The sequence below is a fragment of the Yersinia enterocolitica genome (genome assembly GCA_002082245.2).
Lineage (GTDB): Bacteria > Pseudomonadota > Gammaproteobacteria > Enterobacterales > Enterobacteriaceae > Yersinia > Yersinia enterocolitica_E.
In genome coordinates this window covers 4,262,368-4,282,519 of record NBTC02000002.1, presented here as the reverse complement: position 1 = coordinate 4,282,519, position 20,152 = coordinate 4,262,368, and the positions used below count along the sequence as shown (strand labels likewise).

Here is a 20,152-nt window from a genome sequence, read left to right as displayed (position 1 = left end):
TGAAAATAGCGTGTATACCCTAAATAATTCGAGTTGCAGGAAGGCGGCAAGCGAGATAATCCCGATGAACTTACTGTCGCAAGTGATTCGGGTTATTGAGTGTAGCCAACGCACATGCAGCTTGAAGTATGACGGGTATAACTGTATCAAGCGGTAAATAAACACCATGACAACCAAAGCAAGAAATATCTTGATGCAAAAAGGGCTGGCATTAAGAGTAAAAGCTGACCTAAAATAGACGTCCAGATGTTAATACATCCAAACATTTTAATTGCTAGAATGCTACGTGTGCGACAAATCATGCAAGGCTTCTAAATTTATACGCCCAAAAAACTTGGCGTTGCGGGTGGGCAGCAGACGAACCAGCCCGATGAGCTTACTCAAATGAGTGGTTCGGAGGACTGCGTGCAGCTAACAACCAGGCAGCTTCAAGTACGAATGGGATCGACTGCTAAAGGCTTTGCCTAAAGAGGCGTTGTAAAACGTCAACGTATCAGAAGACCTAACCAAACGTAGGCTTCTGTTGCCTGGCACCCAACGCTATGCAGTGACTTTTCACTTGTATTCAAGGTAAAGAAAATAATGGCTAAACACTTATTTACGTCGGAATCTGTTTCTGAAGGGCATCCAGACAAAATTGCTGATCAGATTTCAGATGCGGTACTGGACGCAATTCTTGAGCAAGACCCAAAAGCGCGTGTTGCCTGCGAGACCTATGTCAAAACGGGTATGGTATTAGTTGGCGGTGAAGTTACCACTAACGCATGGGTAGATATCGAAGAGATCACCCGTAAAACCGTGCGCGAAATCGGTTATGTTAATTCTGAGATGGGTTTTGATGCTAACTCTTGCGCCGTTTTAAGTGCGATTGGGAAGCAGTCACCTGATATTAATCAGGGTGTTGACCGTTCAGACCCCTTAGAACAAGGCGCGGGTGATCAGGGCCTGATGTTCGGCTATGCCACTAACGAAACCGACGTTTTAATGCCTGCACCTATTACCTATGCACACCGTTTGGTAAAGCGTCAGGCTGAAGTGCGTAAAAATGGCACCTTGCCATGGCTGCGCCCGGATGCAAAAAGCCAGATTACCTTCCAGTATGATAACGGCAAGATTGTCGGTATTGATGCGGTTGTTCTGTCGACGCAGCATTCAGAAGATATCAGTCTGAAAGATTTACAAGAAGCGGTGATGGAAGAGATTATCAAGCCGGTTCTACCTGTTGAGTGGCTCACCGCAGCTACCAAATATCATATCAACCCGACAGGCCGTTTCGTTATCGGTGGCCCAATGGGCGACTGTGGTCTGACTGGGCGTAAAATCATTGTTGATACCTACGGCGGCATGGCTCGTCATGGGGGCGGTGCATTCTCCGGTAAAGATCCATCCAAAGTTGACCGCTCAGCAGCATATGCTGCCCGTTATGTAGCGAAAAATATTGTTGCGGCTGGCCTGGCTGACCGTTGCGAGATTCAGGTTTCATACGCCATTGGTGTGGCAGAACCTACCTCCATCATGGTGGAAACATTCGGCACGGGTAAGGTCTCTGAGGATCAATTGATTACCTTGGTACGTGAATTCTTCGAACTGCGCCCTTATGGCTTGATTCAGATGCTGGATCTGTTGCATCCGATCTATCAAGCAACCGCAGCTTATGGTCACTTTGGTCGTGAAGAATTCCCTTGGGAAAAAACCGACAAAGCCGCCTTGCTGCGTGAGGCTGCTGGCTTGAAATAAGTTTCAACCGTTAAGCGCTGAACAGCAAAAACCCCGCCTGGCGGGGTTTTTTATATCTAACGAGCACGCTCTAGTAGGCTAAATATTGCCATTCCCGCCACCATCGCGGCGACAAAGATAACCCCTTTGAACATCCCTGCGCCCAGCAATACCAGTGCCGGCCCAGGGCATATCCCCGCCAATCCCCAACCGACGCCAAACAACAGGCTACCGCCAATTAACCGCCGATCAATACGATTAGAGGTTGGCAATTGCAAGGGTTGCCCCAGCAAACTGACTTTACGTTTTTTGGCCCAGGTAAAACCGAGTAGCGCGATAGCCACTGCGGCTGCCATCACCAATGCCAATGACGGGTCCCATAAACCTCTAATGTCGAGAAAACCTAAGACCTTGGCAGGGTTGGCCATACCTGCAACTATCAGGCCCAAACCAAATATCAGCCCGGCCAACAGCGAGAAAAATAGATTCATATTCTGTTCCTAAGCAAATAGATGGCGAACCAGCCCCACAGTGATAAAGCCGGTAAACATAAAGCTCAATGTCGCCACCAGTGAACGTGGCGAGAAACGAGCTAGCCCACAGACGCCATGCCCACTGGTACATCCGGCACCATAGCGCGTCCCAATTCCTACCAGCAATCCGGCTAAAATCAGAGTGGGCAAAGCTGCATCAATTTGGATAACCGGTAACACGGTAAACAGCGAATAAACCAAAGGTGAAATAACCAAACCAATGATGAATGCCATACGCCAGCCGCGATCCCCTGCTTTTGGCGAAAGTAAGCCCCCCAAAATGCCACTAATACCAGCAATCCGGCCAGTGGCTAACAATAGAAACGTTACTGCAACGCCCAATACTGCCCCTCCGGCCAGTGCACTGTAAGGGGTAAAGTTAATCCAATCGATAGTCATATTGCCTCCTTCTCTTGTGGGCAATAAAGCTGATAGAGCAGCTCCAACAGTGCCAAAACTTTACTATCGGCGATTGAGTAAAATATCCGCTTACCGTCGCGGCGAGTGTTCACTAGCCCATCACTACGCAGCACACCAAGCTGTTGTGATAACGTTGGTTGATGAATCCCCAATGCGGCTTCTAATTCACCTACTGCTTTTTCTCCCTGGCTCAATTGACACAGTAAGAGCAAACGATCCTCATTTGACAGCACCCGTAATACATCACCAGCCGCTGCTGCCGCTTGCCTCATAAGATCCATGCTGATCATTTGATGGTTATTCATAAGCCCTTCGGATAACTAGATTTCATTATATATTTTTATATTATATGTTTTTATATAATAATCTACTCAAAATAGTCCTGCCTACTGGCTTGCATCTGCTTATCGACCGTTTTATTCTTCGGCGATATGAGTACACAACGAATCCCAATCGCGTTACAGCAAGCCGTTATGCGCTGCCTGCGCCACAAATTGCAGTTAGCGAATCAACATCTTGGCACCGCCTACTCGGAGCCGAAAATCAATTATCATCAACGCGGCACTAGCGCGGGTAGTGCCTATCTGCAATCCTTCGAGATTCGTCTTAACCCTGTATTGTTACTGGAAAATCAGCAGGACTTTATCGAGGAAGTGGTGCCGCACGAACTGGCTCACTTGCTGGTTTATCGCCAATTTGGCCGAGTTGCTCCCCATGGTAAAGAGTGGCGCTGGATGATGGAGCAGGTATTGCAAGTCCCCGCCAGCCGCACCCACCAGTTTGAAGTCGCCTCGGTGCGCAGTAAGACCTTCAATTATCAGTGCAAATGCCAGCAACATGCATTAACCATTCGTCGCCACAATAAAGTACAGCGCGGCGAGAGCGAATATCGCTGCCGCCACTGTGGTGAAAAGCTGCAATTTAACGCGCTAAAAAGCTGTTAGGAATTGGTGTTACTTGTTATAAAACAGCATGTTAATTTGCTATCCATCAGTATTATCTATAACCTGCCTGCTTTTCATCATCGGGCTGTTTTGAGATATGTTACGCAATATTCTATTCTTGCTGGTTTTATCCTCCTCGTTGCTTCCTCTGGTCAGTCACAGTCAAAGCATTAATAACTTTTCTCAGGCCAAAGCGGTCGCTGTAAAAATTAATCAGGATGCCCCCGGCAGTTTTTACTGCGGATGCAAAATTGATTGGCAAGGTAAGAAAGGTATTCCTGACCTGAAAAGTTGTGGCTATCAACCAAGAAAAAACGCCCAGCGAGCAGCAAGGATCGAGTGGGAGCATGTGGTTCCGGCTTGGCAATTTGGCCACCAGCGCCAATGCTGGCAACAAGGTGGCCGCAAAAACTGCACTAAAGATCCCATCTATCGCCAAATAGAAACTGATCTGCATAATCTGCAACCGGCTATTGGCGAAGTGAATGGTGACCGCAATAACTTCATGTATTCCCAATGGAATGGCGGCCAGGGCCAATACGGTCAATGTGATATGAAAATTGATTTTAAAAATAAACTGGCAGAGCCGCCAGCGCGTGCTCGCGGAGCAATTGCCCGCACCTATTTTTATATGCGCGATCAATATCAACTGCGACTTTCCAGCCAACAAAGCAAGCTGTTTGAGGTCTGGAACCGCCAGTACCCTGTCACCAACTGGGAATGCCAACGTGATGAGCGGATAGCGAAAGCTCAGGGTAATCATAACCCTTATGTACAACGGGCTTGCCAGCAGCAAAAAGGCTAATCTAGTATATGGGTTGATACTTCCCTGCCTCTGGTCTCCTTAGGCACTTATTTATTTCGCGTGGCACCACTCGCTGCGCGGTATGTTTTCGTTTCAGGACTTAGAGCAACCCATGCGCATACCCCGCATTTATCATCCACAGCCTTTGCAGGCGAATACCGAACTGGCGTTGAGCGATGAGGCAGCCAATCATGTAGGCCGCGTGCTCCGTATGGTTGAGGGGCAAAGCCTGCAACTATTTGATGGTAGCAATCAGGTCTTCGCTGCCGAAATTGTCCGCTCAGATAAAAAAAATCTGCGGGTTCGGCTTGGTGAAGGGCAATTGGAAGACCGTGAATCACCACTGAGCTTACATTTGGGTCAGGTGATCTCCCGGGGCGAGAAAATGGAATTTACCGTGCAGAAATCGATTGAGCTGGGTGTCAATGTGATTACTCCGCTGTTTTCTGAACGTTGTGGGGTTAAGCTCGATGGCGAGCGTTTAGTGAAGAAACTCCAGCAGTGGCAGAAAATTGCTATCGCTGCCTGCGAGCAGTGTGGCCGCAATAGGATCCCGGAAATCCGCAACGCCATGCAACTATCAGACTGGTGTGCTGAGCAGGATGATAGCCTGAAACTGAATCTGCATCCGCGCGCCAGCAACAGCATCAATACCCTTCCCCCTACACTCAACAACGTGCGTTTGTTGATTGGCCCGGAGGGCGGCCTCTCTGCCGATGAAATTGCCATGACCTCGCGCCTTGGATTTACTGATATCCTGCTAGGTCCACGAGTTCTACGTACCGAAACTACAGCTCTTACCGCAATCACTGCTTTACAGGTGCGGTTTGGTGATCTGGGATAAAATTCGTTCCCATTAGGAGAGAAGAATGATCAAGCTCGGCATCGTAATGGACCCAATCTCGTCCATTAATATCAAGAAAGACTCCAGCTTCGCCATGCTGTTGGAAGCACAGCGCCGCGGTTGGGAACTGCATTACATGGAGATGGGTGACCTGTACTTACAGGGTGGTGAAGGCCGAGCCAGTACCCGTCTACTCAGCGTAAAACAGGATAAAGAGAGTTGGTTCAGTTTCGGCGCTGAACAGGATATTCCCCTGCACGACCTTGATGTCATCCTGATGCGCAAAGATCCGCCGTTTGATACTGAATTCATCTACGCCACCTATATTCTGGAGCGCGCAGAAGATAAGGGCACACTGGTAGTGAACAAGCCGCAGAGCCTGCGTGACTGTAATGAGAAGCTGTTTACCGCCTGGTTCCCTGAATTAACGCCGGATACTCTGGTCAGCCGCAATAAAGACCGCATTCGTAAATTCCATCAAAAACACGGTGATATCATTCTGAAACCGCTGGATGGTATGGGGGGGACCTCAATCTTCCGTGTGAAACAAGATGACCCTAACTTGTCGGTGATTATTGAAACTCTGACCGAATTGGGCAACCGATTCTGCATGGCACAGAACTTCCTGCCAGCCATCAAAGAAGGCGATAAACGGGTCTTGGTGGTTGACGGCGAGCCGGTGCCTTACTGCCTGGCACGTATCCCGGCGCAAGGTGAAACTCGGGGTAATCTGGCAGCTGGCGGCCGAGGCGAAGCCCGTCCACTCAGTGAGAGCGACTGGGCGATTGCCCGCGCTGTCGCGCCGGTACTGAAGCAAAAAGGCTTAATTTTCGTCGGGTTAGATATTATCGGCGATCGCCTGACTGAAATTAACGTCACCAGTCCGACCTGCATCCGTGAAATTGAAGCTGCCTTCCCGGATGTGTCCATTACCAAAATGCTGATGGATGCAATCGAAGCGCGGTTAGCTAATAAATAAACCAGATACCCTCCCCAAAGTCATGGGTGTTGCAGGCAGGCGGCAAGAGAGTAACAAATCGGTCAGGAACCGATTTGAACAGCATTTATGCTAGCCCGCAGGGTGAGCCTCAAGGATGAGGCTCATTAATCCCGATGAGCTTACGCAGTCAAGTGATTCGGGTGCGTGAACGCAGCCAACACCCCTGCGGCTTCAAGGACGAAGGGGATCCGTGACTTTATTGGCATTTATCCGCATACTGACAAAAGTTCACCCCTTAACTCAGCGAATCCCCTATATAACATAATGAATTTACAGCATCATTTTCTTATCGCTATGCCTTCACTCCAAGACCCCCTATTTATGCGCTCGGTTATTTACATCTGCGAGCATAACCAAGAGGGCGCAATGGGCTTAGTGATAAACAAACCTATGGAACAGTTCACGGTAGAAACTGTGCTGGAAAAACTGAAAATCAGCCCTTCACCGCGAGACCCGGCGATACGTCTGGATAAACCGGTATTAACCGGTGGGCCACTGGCAGAGGATCGGGGGTTTATCCTGCATTCACCACGGGAGGGATTCGGCTCCAGTATTCCTATCTCAGCCGATACGATGATAACCACCTCCAAAGATGTATTGGAGACCCTAGGGACGCCAGAACAACCTAAAAATCTACTGGTGGCATTGGGTTATGCAGGCTGGCAAAAGGGGCAACTAGAGCAGGAATTGCTGGATAACACCTGGTTGACGATTGAGGCTGATACCAACATTCTGTTCCACACGCCAATTGCAGAACGTTGGCAAGCTGCGGCCAACAAGTTGGGTATCAATATCTTTAATATTGCTCCGCAAGCAGGACACGCCTAATGGCTAATCGCACGATTGTTGCCTTTGATTTTGGGACTAAAAGTATCGGCGTAGCTATTGGCCAAGAAGTGACCGGCACTGCCCGCGCACTAACGTCATTTAAAGCGCAGGATGGCACGCCAGACTGGCAGAAAGTCGAAAAACTGCTGAAAGAGTGGCAACCTGATTTAGTCGTTGTCGGACTGCCGCTGAATATGGATGGCACCGAGCAACCCCTAACTACCCGCGCGCGCAGGTTTGCCAACCGCTTACATGGCCGCTTTGGTGTACAAATAGCCTTACAGGATGAACGCCTCAGCACCGTAGAAGCCCGCGCCAACTTATTTGACAGTGGCGGCTACCGTGCTTTGGATAAAGGCAGTGTCGATGCTGCATCTGCGGTCATTATTCTGGAAAGTTGGTTTGATGAACAGGCTGGCTGAATAGGTTTTTATTCAGCTTCAGATACGGTTACCCAGATTATGTTTCCACCGTCTGGTTTGGCAATCCCCCGCATATCGTGACACCTGTACCCACAGGATTGTATACTGAACCTATGCCAATCAGCGGCTCAAATATTGCACACCCCATGCGGGTGTTTTTTACATTTATTGAGGTTTTCTCATGACAAAAGTGACTGTTGCTGCGACCCAAATGGCTTGCTCTTGGGACCTACCTAAGAACATTGAAAATGCCGAGAAACTGGTACGTCAAGCGCATGCCAAAGGTGCACAGATCATCCTGATTCAGGAGCTGTTTGCCGCACCTTATTTCTGTATTGATCAAAGCCCGGAACACTATGCACTGGCCCAAGAGCTGGATAGTAGCCCGTTAATTAAGCACTTCGCCAAGTTGGCAGCCGAGCTGGAAGTAGTGTTACCGCTGAGCTTCTTTGAGAAAGCCAACAATGCTTATTATAACTCGCTGGTTATGATTGATGCTGATGGCTCGGTGTTAGATGTATACCGTAAGACCCATATTCCTAACGGCCCGGCTTATCAGGAAAAACAATTCTTTATTCCGGGCGATACCGGTTTTAAAGTCTGGCAAACTCGTTATGCCAAAGTAGGCGTTGGCATCTGTTGGGATCAGTGGTTCCCGGAAACGGCCCGTAGCCTGGCACTGCTTGGTGCGGAAATCATCTTCTACCCGACCGCGATTGGTTCTGAACCTGCCTATCCTGAAATCGATAGCCAACCACACTGGACCCGCGTACAGCAGGGCCACGCCGCTGCAAACCTGGTGCCCGTAATTGCATCTAACCGTATCGGTACCGAGAAAAGTAAATTTATAGCGGGCCTGGAAATGACCTTCTACGGATCTTCGTTCATTGCTGACCAGACTGGCGCTCTGCTGGCTCAGGCCAACAAAACGGATGAGGCTGTTTTGGTACATGAATTTGATTTACAAGAAATCGCTGCCCAGCGCGCTTCATGGGGCTTGTTCCGCGATCGCCGCCCAGAAATGTATCAAGCTTTAGCCACTTCTGACGGCAAGACCCGGAGATAATTTATGTCTGCACAAGATGCGATTTTACAAGCTTCAGCTTCACAAGCCCTACCCGGCACACCACAGCAGGATGGCTTCTTTATGCCTGCCGAGTGGGCAAAGCAGGATGCGGTCTGGATGCTGTGGCCATACCGTCAAGATAACTGGCGTGGCAAGGGGGCTCCCGCTCAGCAGACGTTTGCCAAAGTTGCTGAGGCCATCAGCGGTACAACCCCCGTATTTATGGGCGTGCCAGCTGAATTTATGGCTCAGGCTAAAGCAACCCTGCCTGCTAACGTAACATTGGTCGAAATGGCCAGTGATGATGCCTGGATGCGTGACACCGGCCCGACGATGGTGATTAACGGTAGCGGTGAACGCCGCGCTGTGGATTGGCAGTTCAACGCATGGGGCGGCCTTAACGGTGGCCTGTATGCCAACTGGCAACAAGATGAGAAAGTTGCCGTTCAAGTGAGTGACTTCCTGCATAACGCCTATTACAGCGCCCCACTGGTATTAGAAGGTGGTTCGATTCATACCGATGGTGAAGGCACTTTGCTAACCACCGCTGAATGTTTGCTGAATCCAAACCGCAATCCGCATCTGAATCAAGCACAGATTGAACAGTTATTGCGTGAATACCTGGGTGTTACACACTTCATCTGGTTGCAAGATGGCGTCTATAACGATGAAACTGATGGTCATATCGACAATATGTGCTGTTTTGTTCGCCCGGGTGAAGTTGCCCTACATTGGACCGACGATCAACAAGATCCACAGTACGCACGATCAGTTGCTGCTTTTGATGTGTTATCCAATGCGGTTGATGCCAAAGGCCGCAAGCTAAAAATCTGGAAACTACCGGCTCCCGGCCCACTGTATAACACCGAAGAAGAGACTTTCGATGTGCTATCCAGCGATGCGGTTCCCCGTACCGCTGGTGAACGACTGGCTGGCTCTTACGTCAACTTTTTGATCAGTAACCAACAAATCATTTACCCGTTGTTAGATTACCGTACCGATGGCGTGGCGCAAGATCTGTTGCAGCAGATGTTCCCAGACTTTGTGATTACCGGTGTTCCCGCCCGAGAGATCCTGCTCGGTGGGGGGAATATTCACTGTATTACTCAGCAGATCCCGTCAGCATAATTACCCTTCTTACTTGGAGCCGTGGCAGTGTTAGCGGCTCTCATTCACCCGAATCACTTACAGATCGTAAGCTCATCGGGGTTTATTCGTTTGCTGCCTTGCCACAACCCCAATTACTTTGGGTAACTTCTTCCTACCTGGAGCCGTGGCAGTGTTAGCGGCTCTCATTCACCCGAATCACTTACTGTTGGTTAGCGGCGCTATGTTAATTGGCTAACATTATTCTCTGCCAATATCCCCTGCCTCTCCCGCCGCACCATCCCTTGCTCAAAGGTTTGCATCCCCCATTGCGCGCCAGCTTGTATCACATTCGGGAGCTGATAGGATTTACCTTCACGAATCAAATGGCTGACGGCAGTGGTTTGTATCAGAATTTCAAAAACGGCAATGCGCCCACCGGCTGTTTTATTACATAACTTTTGTGCGATAACCGCACGTAAGCTCGCTGCCAATTGTGCCTGAATAGTGGCTTTCTCTGCCGCAGGGAAAACATCTACCAGCCGATCAATTGCCTGTGTTGCTGTACGAGTATGTAGCGTAGCCAGCACCAAATGCCCCGTTTCAGCGGCAGTCAGAGCTAAACGAATCGTATCCAGATCACGTAACTCACCCAACAAAATGATATCGGGATCCTGACGCAATGCTCCAGTTAAGGCATGACTAAAAGATTGGGTATGGCTCCCCAGCTCCCGTTGCTGGATCAAACATGAAAGACTGCTATGAACAAACTCAATCGGATCTTCAAGCGTAATGATATGACGAGCCTGATGCTGATTGATGGCACTGATCATCGCGCTTAATGTCGTGGACTTACCACTGCCTGTCGCACCAGTAACCAGAATCAACCCATTATCTTGCTCAACGAGTTGGTGAATAATCGGTGGGACATCCAACTCTTCCAGTGATGGGCATGCCGCAGAGATAATACGAAAAGCTACCGATTGCCCCTGCTGTTGCTGAAAAATATTAGCCCGTAGCCGTTGTCCACTAATTGTCGTATAAGCACAATCCACCTGCCCCATTTCCCGCAATCGGCGATACTGCGCCTCGCTTAATAAGTGCCGACTGAGCTTATTGAGCCAGTTGACACTCACCCGTGGCCAGTGAGTGAAGGTTTTCAGTACGCCATCAATACGTAATACCGGGTGATAACCGGTACAAAGGTGCAGATCCGATGCGTTATGATTTACACTAGCCGCCACCTTATTCGCGAAGTCCTGTTCATCAAAGCCATCATCGGTATGTTCGGGGCTTTCTAAGTCAATGCATTTAGCTGTGCCATCGCTAAATACAGGGTTATCCTGGTCTGTGTTTTTATCATCCAGACTGGTGAAATCCATATCAAACTCCTGGGTCCATATGAGCACAATTGAGCAGAATCTACAGGATGTCAGAGCGCGGATCGCAACAGTTGCACACAATTGCGCACGCTCTCCAGAAGAAGTGACATTGCTTGCAGTTAGTAAAACCAAACCTGTGAGCGCTATCGAAGAGGCCATCGTGGCAGGGCAATATGCTTTTGGCGAAAACTATGTGCAGGAAGGGGTAGATAAAATCCACTACTTTGCCAATAGCGCCGATCTTGAATGGCACTTTATTGGCCCGCTGCAATCCAATAAAAGCCGGTTAGTGGCAGAAAATTTTGCCTGGTGTCATACCGTTGATCGGCTGAAGATAGCGCAGCGCCTAAGCACTCAGCGCCCAGCAGCAATGCCCGCACTGAACGTACTGATTCAGGTCAATATCAGTGATGAGCAAAGTAAATCTGGGGTTGCCTTAACAGAGCTACCCGCATTAGCAGCCAGTATTAGTGAGCTGCCTAACCTGAATTTACGCGGATTGATGGCTATTCCGGCACCGGAAAGCGATTACCCGCGACAACTGGCGGTATTTGAGCAAATGCATCAGGCTTTCTTGACTTTAAAAGCCAGCTACCCTCAGATGGATACGCTTTCTATGGGCATGACAGATGATATGGCAGCCGCTATTAGTGCCGGAAGTACATTAGTGCGTATTGGTACCGCCATTTTTGGTACCCGCGCTTAACCCCCAAAGTCAGTAGCGTCAGAGCCGCTAATGTTAATTAACACCTTCGGGCTGCGGCTTTAAGTACCAAGGGCATAGGAGAAATTGATGCAACATCGCAACATAACATTCATTGGCGCTGGCAATATGGCTCGCGCAATTATTGCAGGGTTGGTTGCCGGTGGTTATCCCGCTAAAATGATCAGCGTTTGCGCACCTTCAGCTAAAAATCGTGATGCTCTGGCCGCTGAATTTGGTGTCATCAGTAGTGATGATAATAACACTCAAGCACAAAAGGCTGGGGTGATCGTCTTAGCGGTTAAACCTCAATTAATGGCCGATGTATGTCAGGCATTGCGAGATAATGTCGATTTCACCGGCAAACTAGTGCTTTCCATTGCTGCAGGTGTTCAGGTTGCACGTTTCTATGCGCTATTGGGGGATAAACTCAATTTGGTGCGTATTATGCCTAATACCCCATCTCTGGTGGGTAAAGGGATGAGCGGCCTATATGCACCAGAGCAGGTTTCACAGGACGATCGTAACTTTACCGCCTCGCTGATGAGCTCGGTAGGAAAAGTCTGTTGGGTGAATGATGAAAACGGCATCAACAACGTTATTGCCGCAGCAGGCAGTGCACCGGCCTATTTCTTCCTGTTTATGGAAGCAATGCAACAAGAAGCCGAACGGTTAGGTTTTGATAGTGAAACCGCACGCCTACTGGTGCAACAAGCCGCCTCTGGAGCGACTGCACTCGTGGAAGCTAACCCGCAATTGCCACTTTCGACACTACGTAAACAGGTGACCTCGAAAGGAGGGACGACGGCCGAGGCAATTAGGGTATTTAACGAGCAGCATTTACCAGAAACTGTTGCCAGCGCCATGCAAGCCGCTATCAAACGGGCGAAAGAAATGGAAAAGCTGTTCTAACTACGACAAAATTTACAAAATCCGACACTACCCTTATTGCTTTCTCGTTAAGATAGGGGCTTATAAAGTACGCTGATAGATTCTCTATTTGTGTATATCCAATATTAAGGATAAGGACTAAAGCAACTCATGCTAACGCTGACTTTTTTGGCCAAAACGGTCATTGACCTGTATGTGATGGTACTGCTGTTGCGTATCTGGATGCAGTGGGTTCACAGCGATTTCTACAACCCATTCTCACAATTTGTGGTGAAAATTACCCAGCCGATTATTGGTCCATTGCGTCGGATCATTCCTTCCATGGGGCCAATCGACAGCGCATCACTGCTGCTGGCATACCTGCTGATGACCATTAAGTTCCCACTGTTGCTGCTGATTGGTAGCGGTGCTATCTCACTCAACCCTTATAATCTGCTGTTTGGTGTTATTGCACTGTTTAAAGCTGCCGGTTACCTGATTTTCTGGGTAATGATTATCCGTGCATTGATGAGTTGGGTAAGCCAAGGCCGTAGTCCGATGGACTATCTGCTGTATCAGTTGACTGAGCCTTTAATGGCTCCGATTCGCCGCATCTTGCCTGCCATGGGCGGTATCGATTTTTCGGCGATGATCGTTATTCTTATCCTGTATCTGATCAACTTCTTAGGTATGGATATGTTAGGCGAGCTTTGGGTTATGCTGTGAGTGCAGTAACACCCTTGCTGGACGGGCTGGTTCTGAGGCTATATATTCAGCCCAAAGCCAGCCGTGATCAGATAGTCGGTTTACATGGCGATGAACTGAAAATCGCCATTACCGCCCCACCGGTAGATGGCCAAGCTAATACCCACTTGATCAAGTTTATCGCTAAACAATTTCGGGTAGCGAAAAGCCAGGTAGTTATCGAAAAAGGTGAACAGGGGCGGCACAAACAGATCAAAATTGTTAATCCGCAACAGATCCCGCCAGAAGTTGCGGCACTGCTCGAGTGATAGAGACTTCCGCAAGAATAACTGTCAGCTCTAATAAAATTCAGGATCCCTCCATGCAAAAAATAGTATTAGCCACCGGTAACCCCGGCAAAGTGCGTGAGTTGGCAAATTTGCTGGCCGATTTTGGTTTGGATGTGGTCGCACAAACCGAACTAGGCGTAGAATCCGCCGATGAAACTGGCTTAACTTTTATCGAAAATGCCATATTAAAAGCGCGCCATGCCGCACAAATTACCGGTTTGCCTGCTATCGCCGATGACTCGGGCCTTGCTGTTGATGCGCTAGGTGGCGCACCAGGGATTTACTCCGCACGCTTCGCGGGTACTGATGCCAGTGATCAAGATAACCTCGAAAAACTGCTAGTGGCGTTGAAAGATACCCCTGATGTACAACGTGGTGCCCAATTCCACTGCGTGCTGGTTTACATGCGCCATGCAGAAGACCCAACACCTTTAGTATTTCACGGCCAATGGCCGGGTGTGATTGCCCATCAACCTGCTGGTGCGGCTGGATTTGGTTATGATCCTATTTTCTACATCCCGGCGTTGGGTAAAACCGCCGCAGAATTAACTCGTGAAGAGAAGCATGCAGTATCACACCGTGGTCAGGCGCTGAAACTGATGTTGGATGCGCTGCGTAATGCTTAAGTTACCGCCGCTCAGTCTCTATATTCATATTCCCTGGTGTGTGCAGAAGTGCCCTTACTGTGACTTTAACTCTCATGCACTGAAAGGTGATGTTCCTCATCAGGAATATGTAGAGCACTTATTAGCGGATCTTGATGCCGACGTACCACTGGCCAGTGGTCGTGAAATTAGCACTATTTTTATTGGTGGTGGCACCCCGAGTTTACTCAGTGCCGCAGCGATGCAACAACTGCTTGATGGTGTGCGTGCCAGATTACCCCTTACAGCCGGTGCTGAAATCACCATGGAAGCAAACCCAGGCGCTGTCGAAGCTGACCGCTTCAGCGGCTATCAACGCGCCGGTATTAACCGTATCTCCATCGGCGTACAAAGCTTTAGCGCACAGAAATTAACGCGTCTTGGGCGGATTCATGGGCCAGATGAAGCTAAACGAGCCGCAGAGCTGGCAACCTCACTGAACTTACGTAGCTTTAATCTGGATTTAATGCACGGCTTGCCTGATCAAACACTGGAAGAGGCGCTGGATGATTTGCGCCAAGCTATCGCACTGGATCCGCCACATTTATCTTGGTATCAACTGACGATTGAGCCTAATACTGGTTTCAGTTCACGCCCGCCGGTTTTGCCAGATGACGATGCACTGTGGGATATTTTCCAGCAAGGACATCAATTACTTACTGATGCCGGATATCAGCAGTATGAAACCTCGGCCTATGCCAAACCGGGCTACCAATGCCAACATAACCTCAATTACTGGCGCTTTGGTGATTATCTGGGAATTGGCTGCGGGGCGCACGGTAAAGTCACGTTTAGCGATGGCCGCATCCTACGGACGATAAAGACCAAACATCCCCGTGGCTTCATGCAGGGTAAATATCTGGATAAACAGTATGAAGTGGAAACGGCTGACCGGCCTTTTGAGTTCTTTATGAACCGTTTCCGGTTATTAGAAGCCGCACCACGGGCAGATTTCTACCACTTCACTGGTCTGGCTGAAAGCACTATTCGCCCACAGTTAGACGAGGCATTGGCCAAAGGGTATTTAATCGAAACAGAGGAGTACTGGCAAATTACCGAGAAAGGAAAATTATTCCTTAATTCACTGCTAGAACTGTTTTTGTAAATCTATGCGTAAAAAAGCAGGTTCAGGCGAAGCCTACAACCTAAACCTGCTTTAGCTAACCCACAATGGATTGAATATCAAGGGGATTTAGTTCAGCGCCTTAAGTAAATCCTTACGCTGCTGCTCCAGTGTCGTCACCCGCCCACAGACTTCATGGCCAAACTGCTGGAACTCCTGTTCCTGATTATTCCATTCGTTCTGAATAGCCTGTTGTAACCCACCCAGATTGCCCATAATGGCTTGCAACGGATTATTACCACCACTACCACTAGTCGCCTGCTTAACCCCCATCTCGTTCAAGCTATCTTGCAACACACCGCCCATACTTTGCTGCACCAACTGGCGACCATCTTTTTCTACCTGATCGATGGCCTGATGATGGAAGGTTAAACCATCGCTACGTTTCTCAATGATACGGTTCATCTGTTGCTTTAGTTGATCATTCAATGTGGTGAGTCGGTTGCGCACATTACTGCTGCTCCCCAGTTGTTGAATAATCACTTTATCCAAAGAAACTCGTGCTTTTTCAAGATGCTGTTGCGCGCCCTGATCTATCCACGGCAAATCTTTGCGCAACGCAGTCTGGTAGCGGAACGCCTGTTGGCGCTGCGCATCGGTCAGCGTCAGTGTTTTACCATTACGGGTAACATCGCCATCAGGCGAAATCTGCAAATTACCGCTGGCTCCCACTATCTGCACAGATTGCGGGCTGATAATCACATCATCCTGCGGTTTTACACTGCACTGATATTCAGCTTGCACCTGTCCGGCAGTCAGCATCAATACCGTCAGGGCTGCCGTTCGTAATGCTTTCATTTTATGTAACATAAGACTCCTGAAGCGCTGTTTTAATGTAAGTCCCATTTGATAATGTCACTTTTTAGCTAGTTTATAATGTCACCCAGATACGGCGCATTTTCCACCTTTCTGGGAGATCTCTTCTGATGCTGGTAACCATGTCCAATAAAGAACTTCACCGCTTGCCGGTGATCCAGGCCGTTGTTGAAAAGCGCCTGCGTCGCCGTGATGCCGCCTCTCAGTTGGATCTCACAGAACGTCAGGTACAACGTCTGATGAACCGCTTCAGGGAATCCGGTGCTGCCGGGCTGACGAACAGCCGTCGCGGTTTGCCCGGAACTCATCGCATTGATATTGCACTGCGCCATCGGATACTGACGCTGCTACGTGAAAATTACGTCGGTTTCGGGCCCACACTTGCCGCAGAAAAGCTTCAGGAGCGCCATGGGATTTCCGTTTCTGTCGAGACGTTGCGCTGCTGGATGACTGCCGACGGTCTCTGGGTGCCGCATGCCCATCGGCGACCGCGAGTTTATCAGCCCCGTTATCGACGCGACTGTTTGGGTGAACTCATTCAAATCGACGGTTCACACCACGACTGGTTTGAAGGACGTGCCTCCAAGTGCTGCCTGTTGGTTTACATCGATGATGCCACCGGTCGCCTGATGCATCTGCGATTTTGTCAGAGCGAATCAGCCTTCGACTACATGCTGGCAACGCGCGAGTACGTGGATAAACACGGCAAGCCGGTGGCGTTTTATAGCGACAAGCATGCTGTGTTCAGAGTCAGCCAGGCTGAGACTCGTCGGACCGGCATGACTCAGTTCGGACGTGCGTTGCATGATCTCAATATTGAACTGATATGTGCTAACAGCAGCCAGGCTAAGGGGCGCGTCGAGCGTGCCAACCTGACGCTGCAGGATCGGCTGATTAAGGAGATGCGGCTGGAAAACATCAGTGGCATTGACGCGGCCAATGCGTGGCTGGACGTTTTTATTCGCGACTTTAATCGTCGATTCGCCAGACCCGCAACCTACCCGAAAGACCTCCATCGACCTGTCAGCGAGAACCGCTCAGAGCTGGATGATATTTTTGCCTGGCAGACGCTGCGTACGCTCTCAAAATCGTTGACCTTTCAATATGATAAGATGCTTTATCTTGTTGAACCCTCGGGGGAAAATGCGCATATTGCGGGTGAGAAAATCCTGGCTTTTGACTATCCGGACGGCACGCTGGCGTTCCGCTATGGCAACAGAACGCTGAAGTATCAGGTATTCGACAAGCTGGCCTGTATCGATCAGGGCCGCATTGTGGACAACAAGCGACTGGGGGCAGTTCTGAAATTAGCGCAGGAAAAGCAGGACGAACTCGAGACAGCGGGGAAAAGAAATCGCAGCCAACATATGCCTAAAAGGCGTGCTCAGGTTCAGGAACAACTGAGGGCAATGAACCCGGTACTTGCCGACCCGCCCCTGTTCAAACCCAGTCTGAAAAGATGACCTGACTGCCCTTTTCTCTTCAGAATTTGGATAAAAAGTGACATTCAAAAATGGGAAATCAGGGTGACATTTTAAACTGGGATAGACATTTAAAAAATGGAGCGGCCAATCCGCTGTGCCAATAGCTCTAAGGCAGCAGTTCCGGCAAGAGAGTTCCCCGCATGGTCCAATTCTGGTGACCACACCGCAATACACAACTCATCCGGCACAATGGCGATAATGCCACCACCTACCCCGGATTTGCCCGGCATACCAACGCGGAAGGCAAATTCACCCGCCCCATCGTACATGCCACTGGTAATCATCAAGGCATTAATTTGCCGCGCCTGTATCGGCGTAATCAGCGGGCTATGCCTACCAATACTGCGCCCCTGATTCGCCAGATAGACAAAACAGCGAGCCAGTTCGACACAGCTCATGCGCAGGGCGCAGTAGTGGAAATAGGTCTGCAGTACCGTCAGCACATCGTTATCAAAATTATCAAAAGACTTCATCAGATATGCGATAGCCGCGTTACGATCTGAATGTTCAAACTCAGAACGAGCCACTCGAGGATCGTAGCTGATGCTATCATCGCTCACGAGCTGGCGCACCACTTCCAACATCCGCTGTTTCGGCGCACTCAAGCGGCTTTGTAACATATCGCATACCACTAGCGCCCCTGGATTAATAAAAGGATTGCGTGGTTTACCTTTCTCTAATTCTAGCTGAACCAGTGAGTTAAAGGGCTGGCCGGAGGGCTCTTTGCCTACCCGCTGCCACACCTCTTGCTCGCCGTAACGGGATAATGCCAGAGTCAGACTTAACACTTTCGAAATCGATTGGATAGAGAAGCGTTCATCAGCATCTCCGGCTTGAAAAATCTCGCCATCCAGAGTACACACAGCAATGCCCAGCTTATCTGCCGAGACCTCCGCTAATGCGGGAATATAATCAGCAACCTTCCCCTGACCAATCAGCGGGCGAACCTGCTGTAAGATATCTGCCAGTAAGGCATTATTTAAGATTGTTGCTACCTCTAAAATTTTTGCCAAAAAAATGCTCCCAATAGAACTTAGTAACAGCTTCCACTAGCCATGCCTGATAAAAACAAAGGCGCCTGCTTAGGCGCCCTTATTAATTATCTGCCGTTAAACCGGAAGATCAATCCCACCAGATATCAAATAACTCACTGGTTTCTACATTTTTCAACTTGCGAGCTTCCAGCCATTTAGTAACCAATGCACGGTGCTCATCAGTGCAATGACCGATCTCTTGCAGGCAAATCAAACCTTCCCACTGCAAGTAGCCACTACCATCAAATGCCAGACCATTGGCTTCAATGACTTCATCGATAAAAGCATCGACAGTTTTATCAATTACATCAACACCAGTCCCTTCAGGGAAGGTCCACTGTACGGAAAAACCCAATTCCTGAAACTCGTCGATATGCATCTTCTTGCGTAAACGACGACTACGATTGTTAGCCATTATTCTTTCCTATTTGATTTTAATGGTATTTTTAAGCGCGTAGAGTAAAATCTTAATTTCAACCTACACTTTAATAACCATCTGATTTTCAGTAGCTTATCAATATCACGAGTTTAGCAGATACTAGCAGCATGCGCCTAGCTTACCCTCACTCACTTGAGGTTGCCACTGTCACCAAGCCTTGATTCCATTGGAATCAATTTTAATCGACCTCTAAGGCTTTATGGCAACACCACCTGTTAATATCTACCCAAGGACCTCACTCACCCCGATTTCTGCGTGCTCATCGCGTTACACACTGCAGTTCAGGATAAATTTGTCACATCCCCAATGGCGGAACACCCTTTTCACATCCACTGGTTGGTTGACGGGGGATTTCGAGCATGAAGGAACCCATATCACTCATAGAGAGCGGCATCTATTCCAAGGGACAGGTCAGTCATATTTGGAGCGATGCATCGCACTCATCAGTTTTGTGATCATAACTACTAATAAATTTTCTTTTTATGCATAATTGAGCGGTTTTAGTTAAGAACTCTCACTAAAATTAAATAGGCAATATTAAATATAGTGTTTTTGTTAAGAATTAAAAGGAGAATATCTCTATTAAAAAGAGACATATATTATTTATCCTTGCCGATAAATGCCTATAATTGATTACGTTTTAAAATAAAAAACAAGACTAATTTACATAAGACTTTCATATCATTATGAGATTATTCCTATCCAAGAAATTAAATTAATCTATTGATATATAAACCTTAATTGTTAGCTCCTCGTCCGCCGTGGGATTATTCCTACAAAAGTAGTCTTTCTCTCCTATATATATGTATAACCCCGTACGTTTACTATAAGTACCAATAATGCAACATCAGATTTAAAGCATTCACCAGTGGCAGTTCACCAACACACTTACTTTTTGGTTAAGTGAAAAATGTTGCTCGTTAATTATAACCCAAAATAAATAGAGAAAATTGAGCGTT

Annotated in this window: 23 protein-coding genes and 1 pseudogene; 16 read left to right on the top strand and 8 right to left on the bottom strand. The window is 48.5% G+C overall.

What is annotated here, in order from left to right; translation table 11 throughout:
- Window positions 1–14 precede the first annotated feature (14 nt).
- Window positions 15–116, bottom strand: a pseudogene (locus A6J66_020935) (type I methionyl aminopeptidase).
- 466 nt (window positions 117–582) lie between these two features.
- On the opposite strand from A6J66_020935, the gene metK reads away from it, so the two are divergent.
- A complete protein-coding gene (gene metK, locus A6J66_020930; GenBank protein PNM26398.1) occupies window positions 583–1,737 on the top strand; it encodes a methionine adenosyltransferase in 1,155 nt (384 codons plus the stop codon).
- A gap of 56 nt (window positions 1,738–1,793) precedes the next feature.
- On the opposite strand, the gene A6J66_020925 is transcribed toward metK, so the two are convergent.
- From A6J66_020925 to A6J66_020915, 3 genes are read right to left on the bottom strand one after another with little or no spacing between them, the layout of a single operon-like run.
- The gene (locus tag A6J66_020925; GenBank protein PNM26397.1) at window positions 1,794–2,207 is read right to left on the bottom strand and encodes a hypothetical protein; all 414 of its coding nucleotides are present in this window, start codon (window positions 2,205–2,207) and stop codon (window positions 1,794–1,796) included.
- A gap of 9 nt (window positions 2,208–2,216) precedes the next feature.
- Window positions 2,217–2,648: a hypothetical protein gene (locus A6J66_020920; protein ID PNM26396.1), complete on the bottom strand. Its 432-nt coding sequence runs from the start codon at window positions 2,646–2,648 to the stop codon at window positions 2,217–2,219.
- Complete coding sequence (locus A6J66_020915; GenBank protein ID PNM27111.1) at window positions 2,645–2,950, bottom strand: transcriptional regulator; 306 nt, start codon at window positions 2,948–2,950, stop codon at window positions 2,645–2,647. The genes A6J66_020920 and A6J66_020915 overlap by 4 nt, the downstream gene beginning before the upstream one ends.
- A 150-nt stretch (window positions 2,951–3,100) precedes the next feature.
- On the opposite strand from A6J66_020915, the gene A6J66_020910 reads away from it, so the two are divergent.
- The 8 genes from A6J66_020910 (at window position 3,101) to aguA (ending at window position 9,706) form a co-directional block, all read left to right on the top strand.
- On the top strand, window positions 3,101–3,613 hold the full coding sequence (locus A6J66_020910; protein ID PNM26395.1) for a SprT family zinc-dependent metalloprotease: 513 nt from the start codon (window positions 3,101–3,103) through the stop codon (window positions 3,611–3,613).
- A gap of 97 nt (window positions 3,614–3,710) precedes the next feature.
- Window positions 3,711–4,418, top strand: a complete 708-nt coding sequence (locus tag A6J66_020905; GenBank protein PNM26394.1) for a deoxyribonuclease I — start codon at window positions 3,711–3,713, stop codon at window positions 4,416–4,418.
- Between the two features lie 112 nt (window positions 4,419–4,530).
- Window positions 4,531–5,262 carry a 16S rRNA (uracil(1498)-N(3))-methyltransferase gene (locus tag A6J66_020900; GenBank protein PNM26393.1) on the top strand — a complete coding sequence of 244 codons (732 nt, stop codon included), beginning with the start codon at window positions 4,531–4,533 and terminating at the stop codon, window positions 5,260–5,262.
- A gap of 25 nt (window positions 5,263–5,287) precedes the next feature.
- Window positions 5,288–6,241 (top strand): glutathione synthase, encoded by a 954-nt coding sequence (locus A6J66_020895; protein ID PNM26392.1) that lies wholly within the window; start codon window positions 5,288–5,290, stop codon window positions 6,239–6,241.
- A 285-nt stretch (window positions 6,242–6,526) separates the two neighbouring features.
- Window positions 6,527–7,090 carry a YqgE/AlgH family protein gene (locus tag A6J66_020890; GenBank protein PNM26391.1) on the top strand — a complete coding sequence of 188 codons (564 nt, stop codon included), beginning with the start codon at window positions 6,527–6,529 and terminating at the stop codon, window positions 7,088–7,090.
- Window positions 7,090–7,512 (top strand): Holliday junction resolvase RuvX, encoded by a 423-nt coding sequence (locus tag A6J66_020885; GenBank protein ID PNM26390.1) that lies wholly within the window; start codon window positions 7,090–7,092, stop codon window positions 7,510–7,512. Before A6J66_020890 ends, A6J66_020885 begins: the two co-directional genes overlap by 1 nt.
- Window positions 7,513–7,693: 181 nt before the next feature.
- Window positions 7,694–8,578, top strand: coding sequence for an N-carbamoylputrescine amidase (aguB, locus tag A6J66_020880; protein ID PNM26389.1), 885 nt, complete (start codon window positions 7,694–7,696; stop codon window positions 8,576–8,578).
- A gap of 3 nt (window positions 8,579–8,581) precedes the next feature.
- Window positions 8,582–9,706: an agmatine deiminase gene (gene aguA / locus A6J66_020875; protein ID PNM26388.1), complete on the top strand. Its 1,125-nt coding sequence runs from the start codon at window positions 8,582–8,584 to the stop codon at window positions 9,704–9,706.
- Window positions 9,707–9,906: 200 nt separating this feature from the next.
- Here the strand turns inward: aguA and A6J66_020870 are convergent, their stop codons facing one another.
- Complete coding sequence (locus A6J66_020870; protein ID PNM27110.1) at window positions 9,907–10,971, bottom strand: type IV pili twitching motility protein PilT; 1,065 nt, start codon at window positions 10,969–10,971, stop codon at window positions 9,907–9,909.
- A 94-nt stretch (window positions 10,972–11,065) separates the two neighbouring features.
- On the opposite strand from A6J66_020870, the gene A6J66_020865 reads away from it, so the two are divergent.
- The 6 genes from A6J66_020865 to A6J66_020840 all read left to right on the top strand — a co-directional run bounded on the left by A6J66_020865 (window position 11,066) and on the right by A6J66_020840 (window position 15,402).
- The gene (locus tag A6J66_020865) at window positions 11,066–11,752 is read left to right on the top strand and encodes a YggS family pyridoxal phosphate-dependent enzyme (protein PNM26387.1); all 687 of its coding nucleotides are present in this window, start codon (window positions 11,066–11,068) and stop codon (window positions 11,750–11,752) included.
- 87 nt (window positions 11,753–11,839) lie between these two features.
- Window positions 11,840–12,661, top strand: coding sequence for a pyrroline-5-carboxylate reductase (locus A6J66_020860; protein ID PNM26386.1), 822 nt, complete (start codon window positions 11,840–11,842; stop codon window positions 12,659–12,661).
- 129 nt (window positions 12,662–12,790) lie between these two features.
- Window positions 12,791–13,345 (top strand): YggT family protein, encoded by a 555-nt coding sequence (locus A6J66_020855; GenBank protein ID PNM26385.1) that lies wholly within the window; start codon window positions 12,791–12,793, stop codon window positions 13,343–13,345.
- Complete coding sequence (locus A6J66_020850) at window positions 13,342–13,632, top strand: YggU family protein (GenBank protein PNM27109.1); 291 nt, start codon at window positions 13,342–13,344, stop codon at window positions 13,630–13,632. Before A6J66_020855 ends, A6J66_020850 begins: the two co-directional genes overlap by 4 nt.
- Window positions 13,633–13,685: 53 nt before the next feature.
- On the top strand, window positions 13,686–14,279 hold the full coding sequence (rdgB, locus tag A6J66_020845) for a non-canonical purine NTP pyrophosphatase, RdgB/HAM1 family (GenBank protein PNM26384.1): 594 nt from the start codon (window positions 13,686–13,688) through the stop codon (window positions 14,277–14,279).
- Entirely contained in the window at window positions 14,272–15,402 is a 1,131-nt protein-coding gene (locus A6J66_020840) for a YggW family oxidoreductase (protein PNM26383.1), read from the top strand. The genes rdgB and A6J66_020840 overlap by 8 nt, the downstream gene beginning before the upstream one ends.
- A gap of 87 nt (window positions 15,403–15,489) precedes the next feature.
- Here A6J66_020840 and A6J66_020835 read toward each other — a convergent pair whose 3' ends face one another.
- Window positions 15,490–16,230 carry a DUF2884 domain-containing protein gene (locus tag A6J66_020835; protein PNM26382.1) on the bottom strand — a complete coding sequence of 247 codons (741 nt, stop codon included), beginning with the start codon at window positions 16,228–16,230 and terminating at the stop codon, window positions 15,490–15,492.
- A 128-nt stretch (window positions 16,231–16,358) separates the two neighbouring features.
- Here A6J66_020835 and A6J66_020830 point away from each other — a divergent pair, with 128 nt between their 5' ends.
- A complete protein-coding gene (locus tag A6J66_020830; GenBank protein PNM27108.1) occupies window positions 16,359–17,699 on the top strand; it encodes an ISNCY family transposase in 1,341 nt (446 codons plus the stop codon).
- 89 nt (window positions 17,700–17,788) lie between these two features.
- On the opposite strand, the gene A6J66_020825 is transcribed toward A6J66_020830, so the two are convergent.
- Both A6J66_020825 and A6J66_020820 read right to left on the bottom strand, forming a co-directional pair.
- Window positions 17,789–18,706, bottom strand: a complete 918-nt coding sequence (locus tag A6J66_020825) for a glutaminase (protein PNM27107.1) — start codon at window positions 18,704–18,706, stop codon at window positions 17,789–17,791.
- Window positions 18,707–18,842: 136 nt separating this feature from the next.
- The gene (locus tag A6J66_020820) at window positions 18,843–19,169 is read right to left on the bottom strand and encodes a DUF469 domain-containing protein (protein PNM26381.1); all 327 of its coding nucleotides are present in this window, start codon (window positions 19,167–19,169) and stop codon (window positions 18,843–18,845) included.
- Window positions 19,170–20,152: the final 983 nt, after the last annotated feature.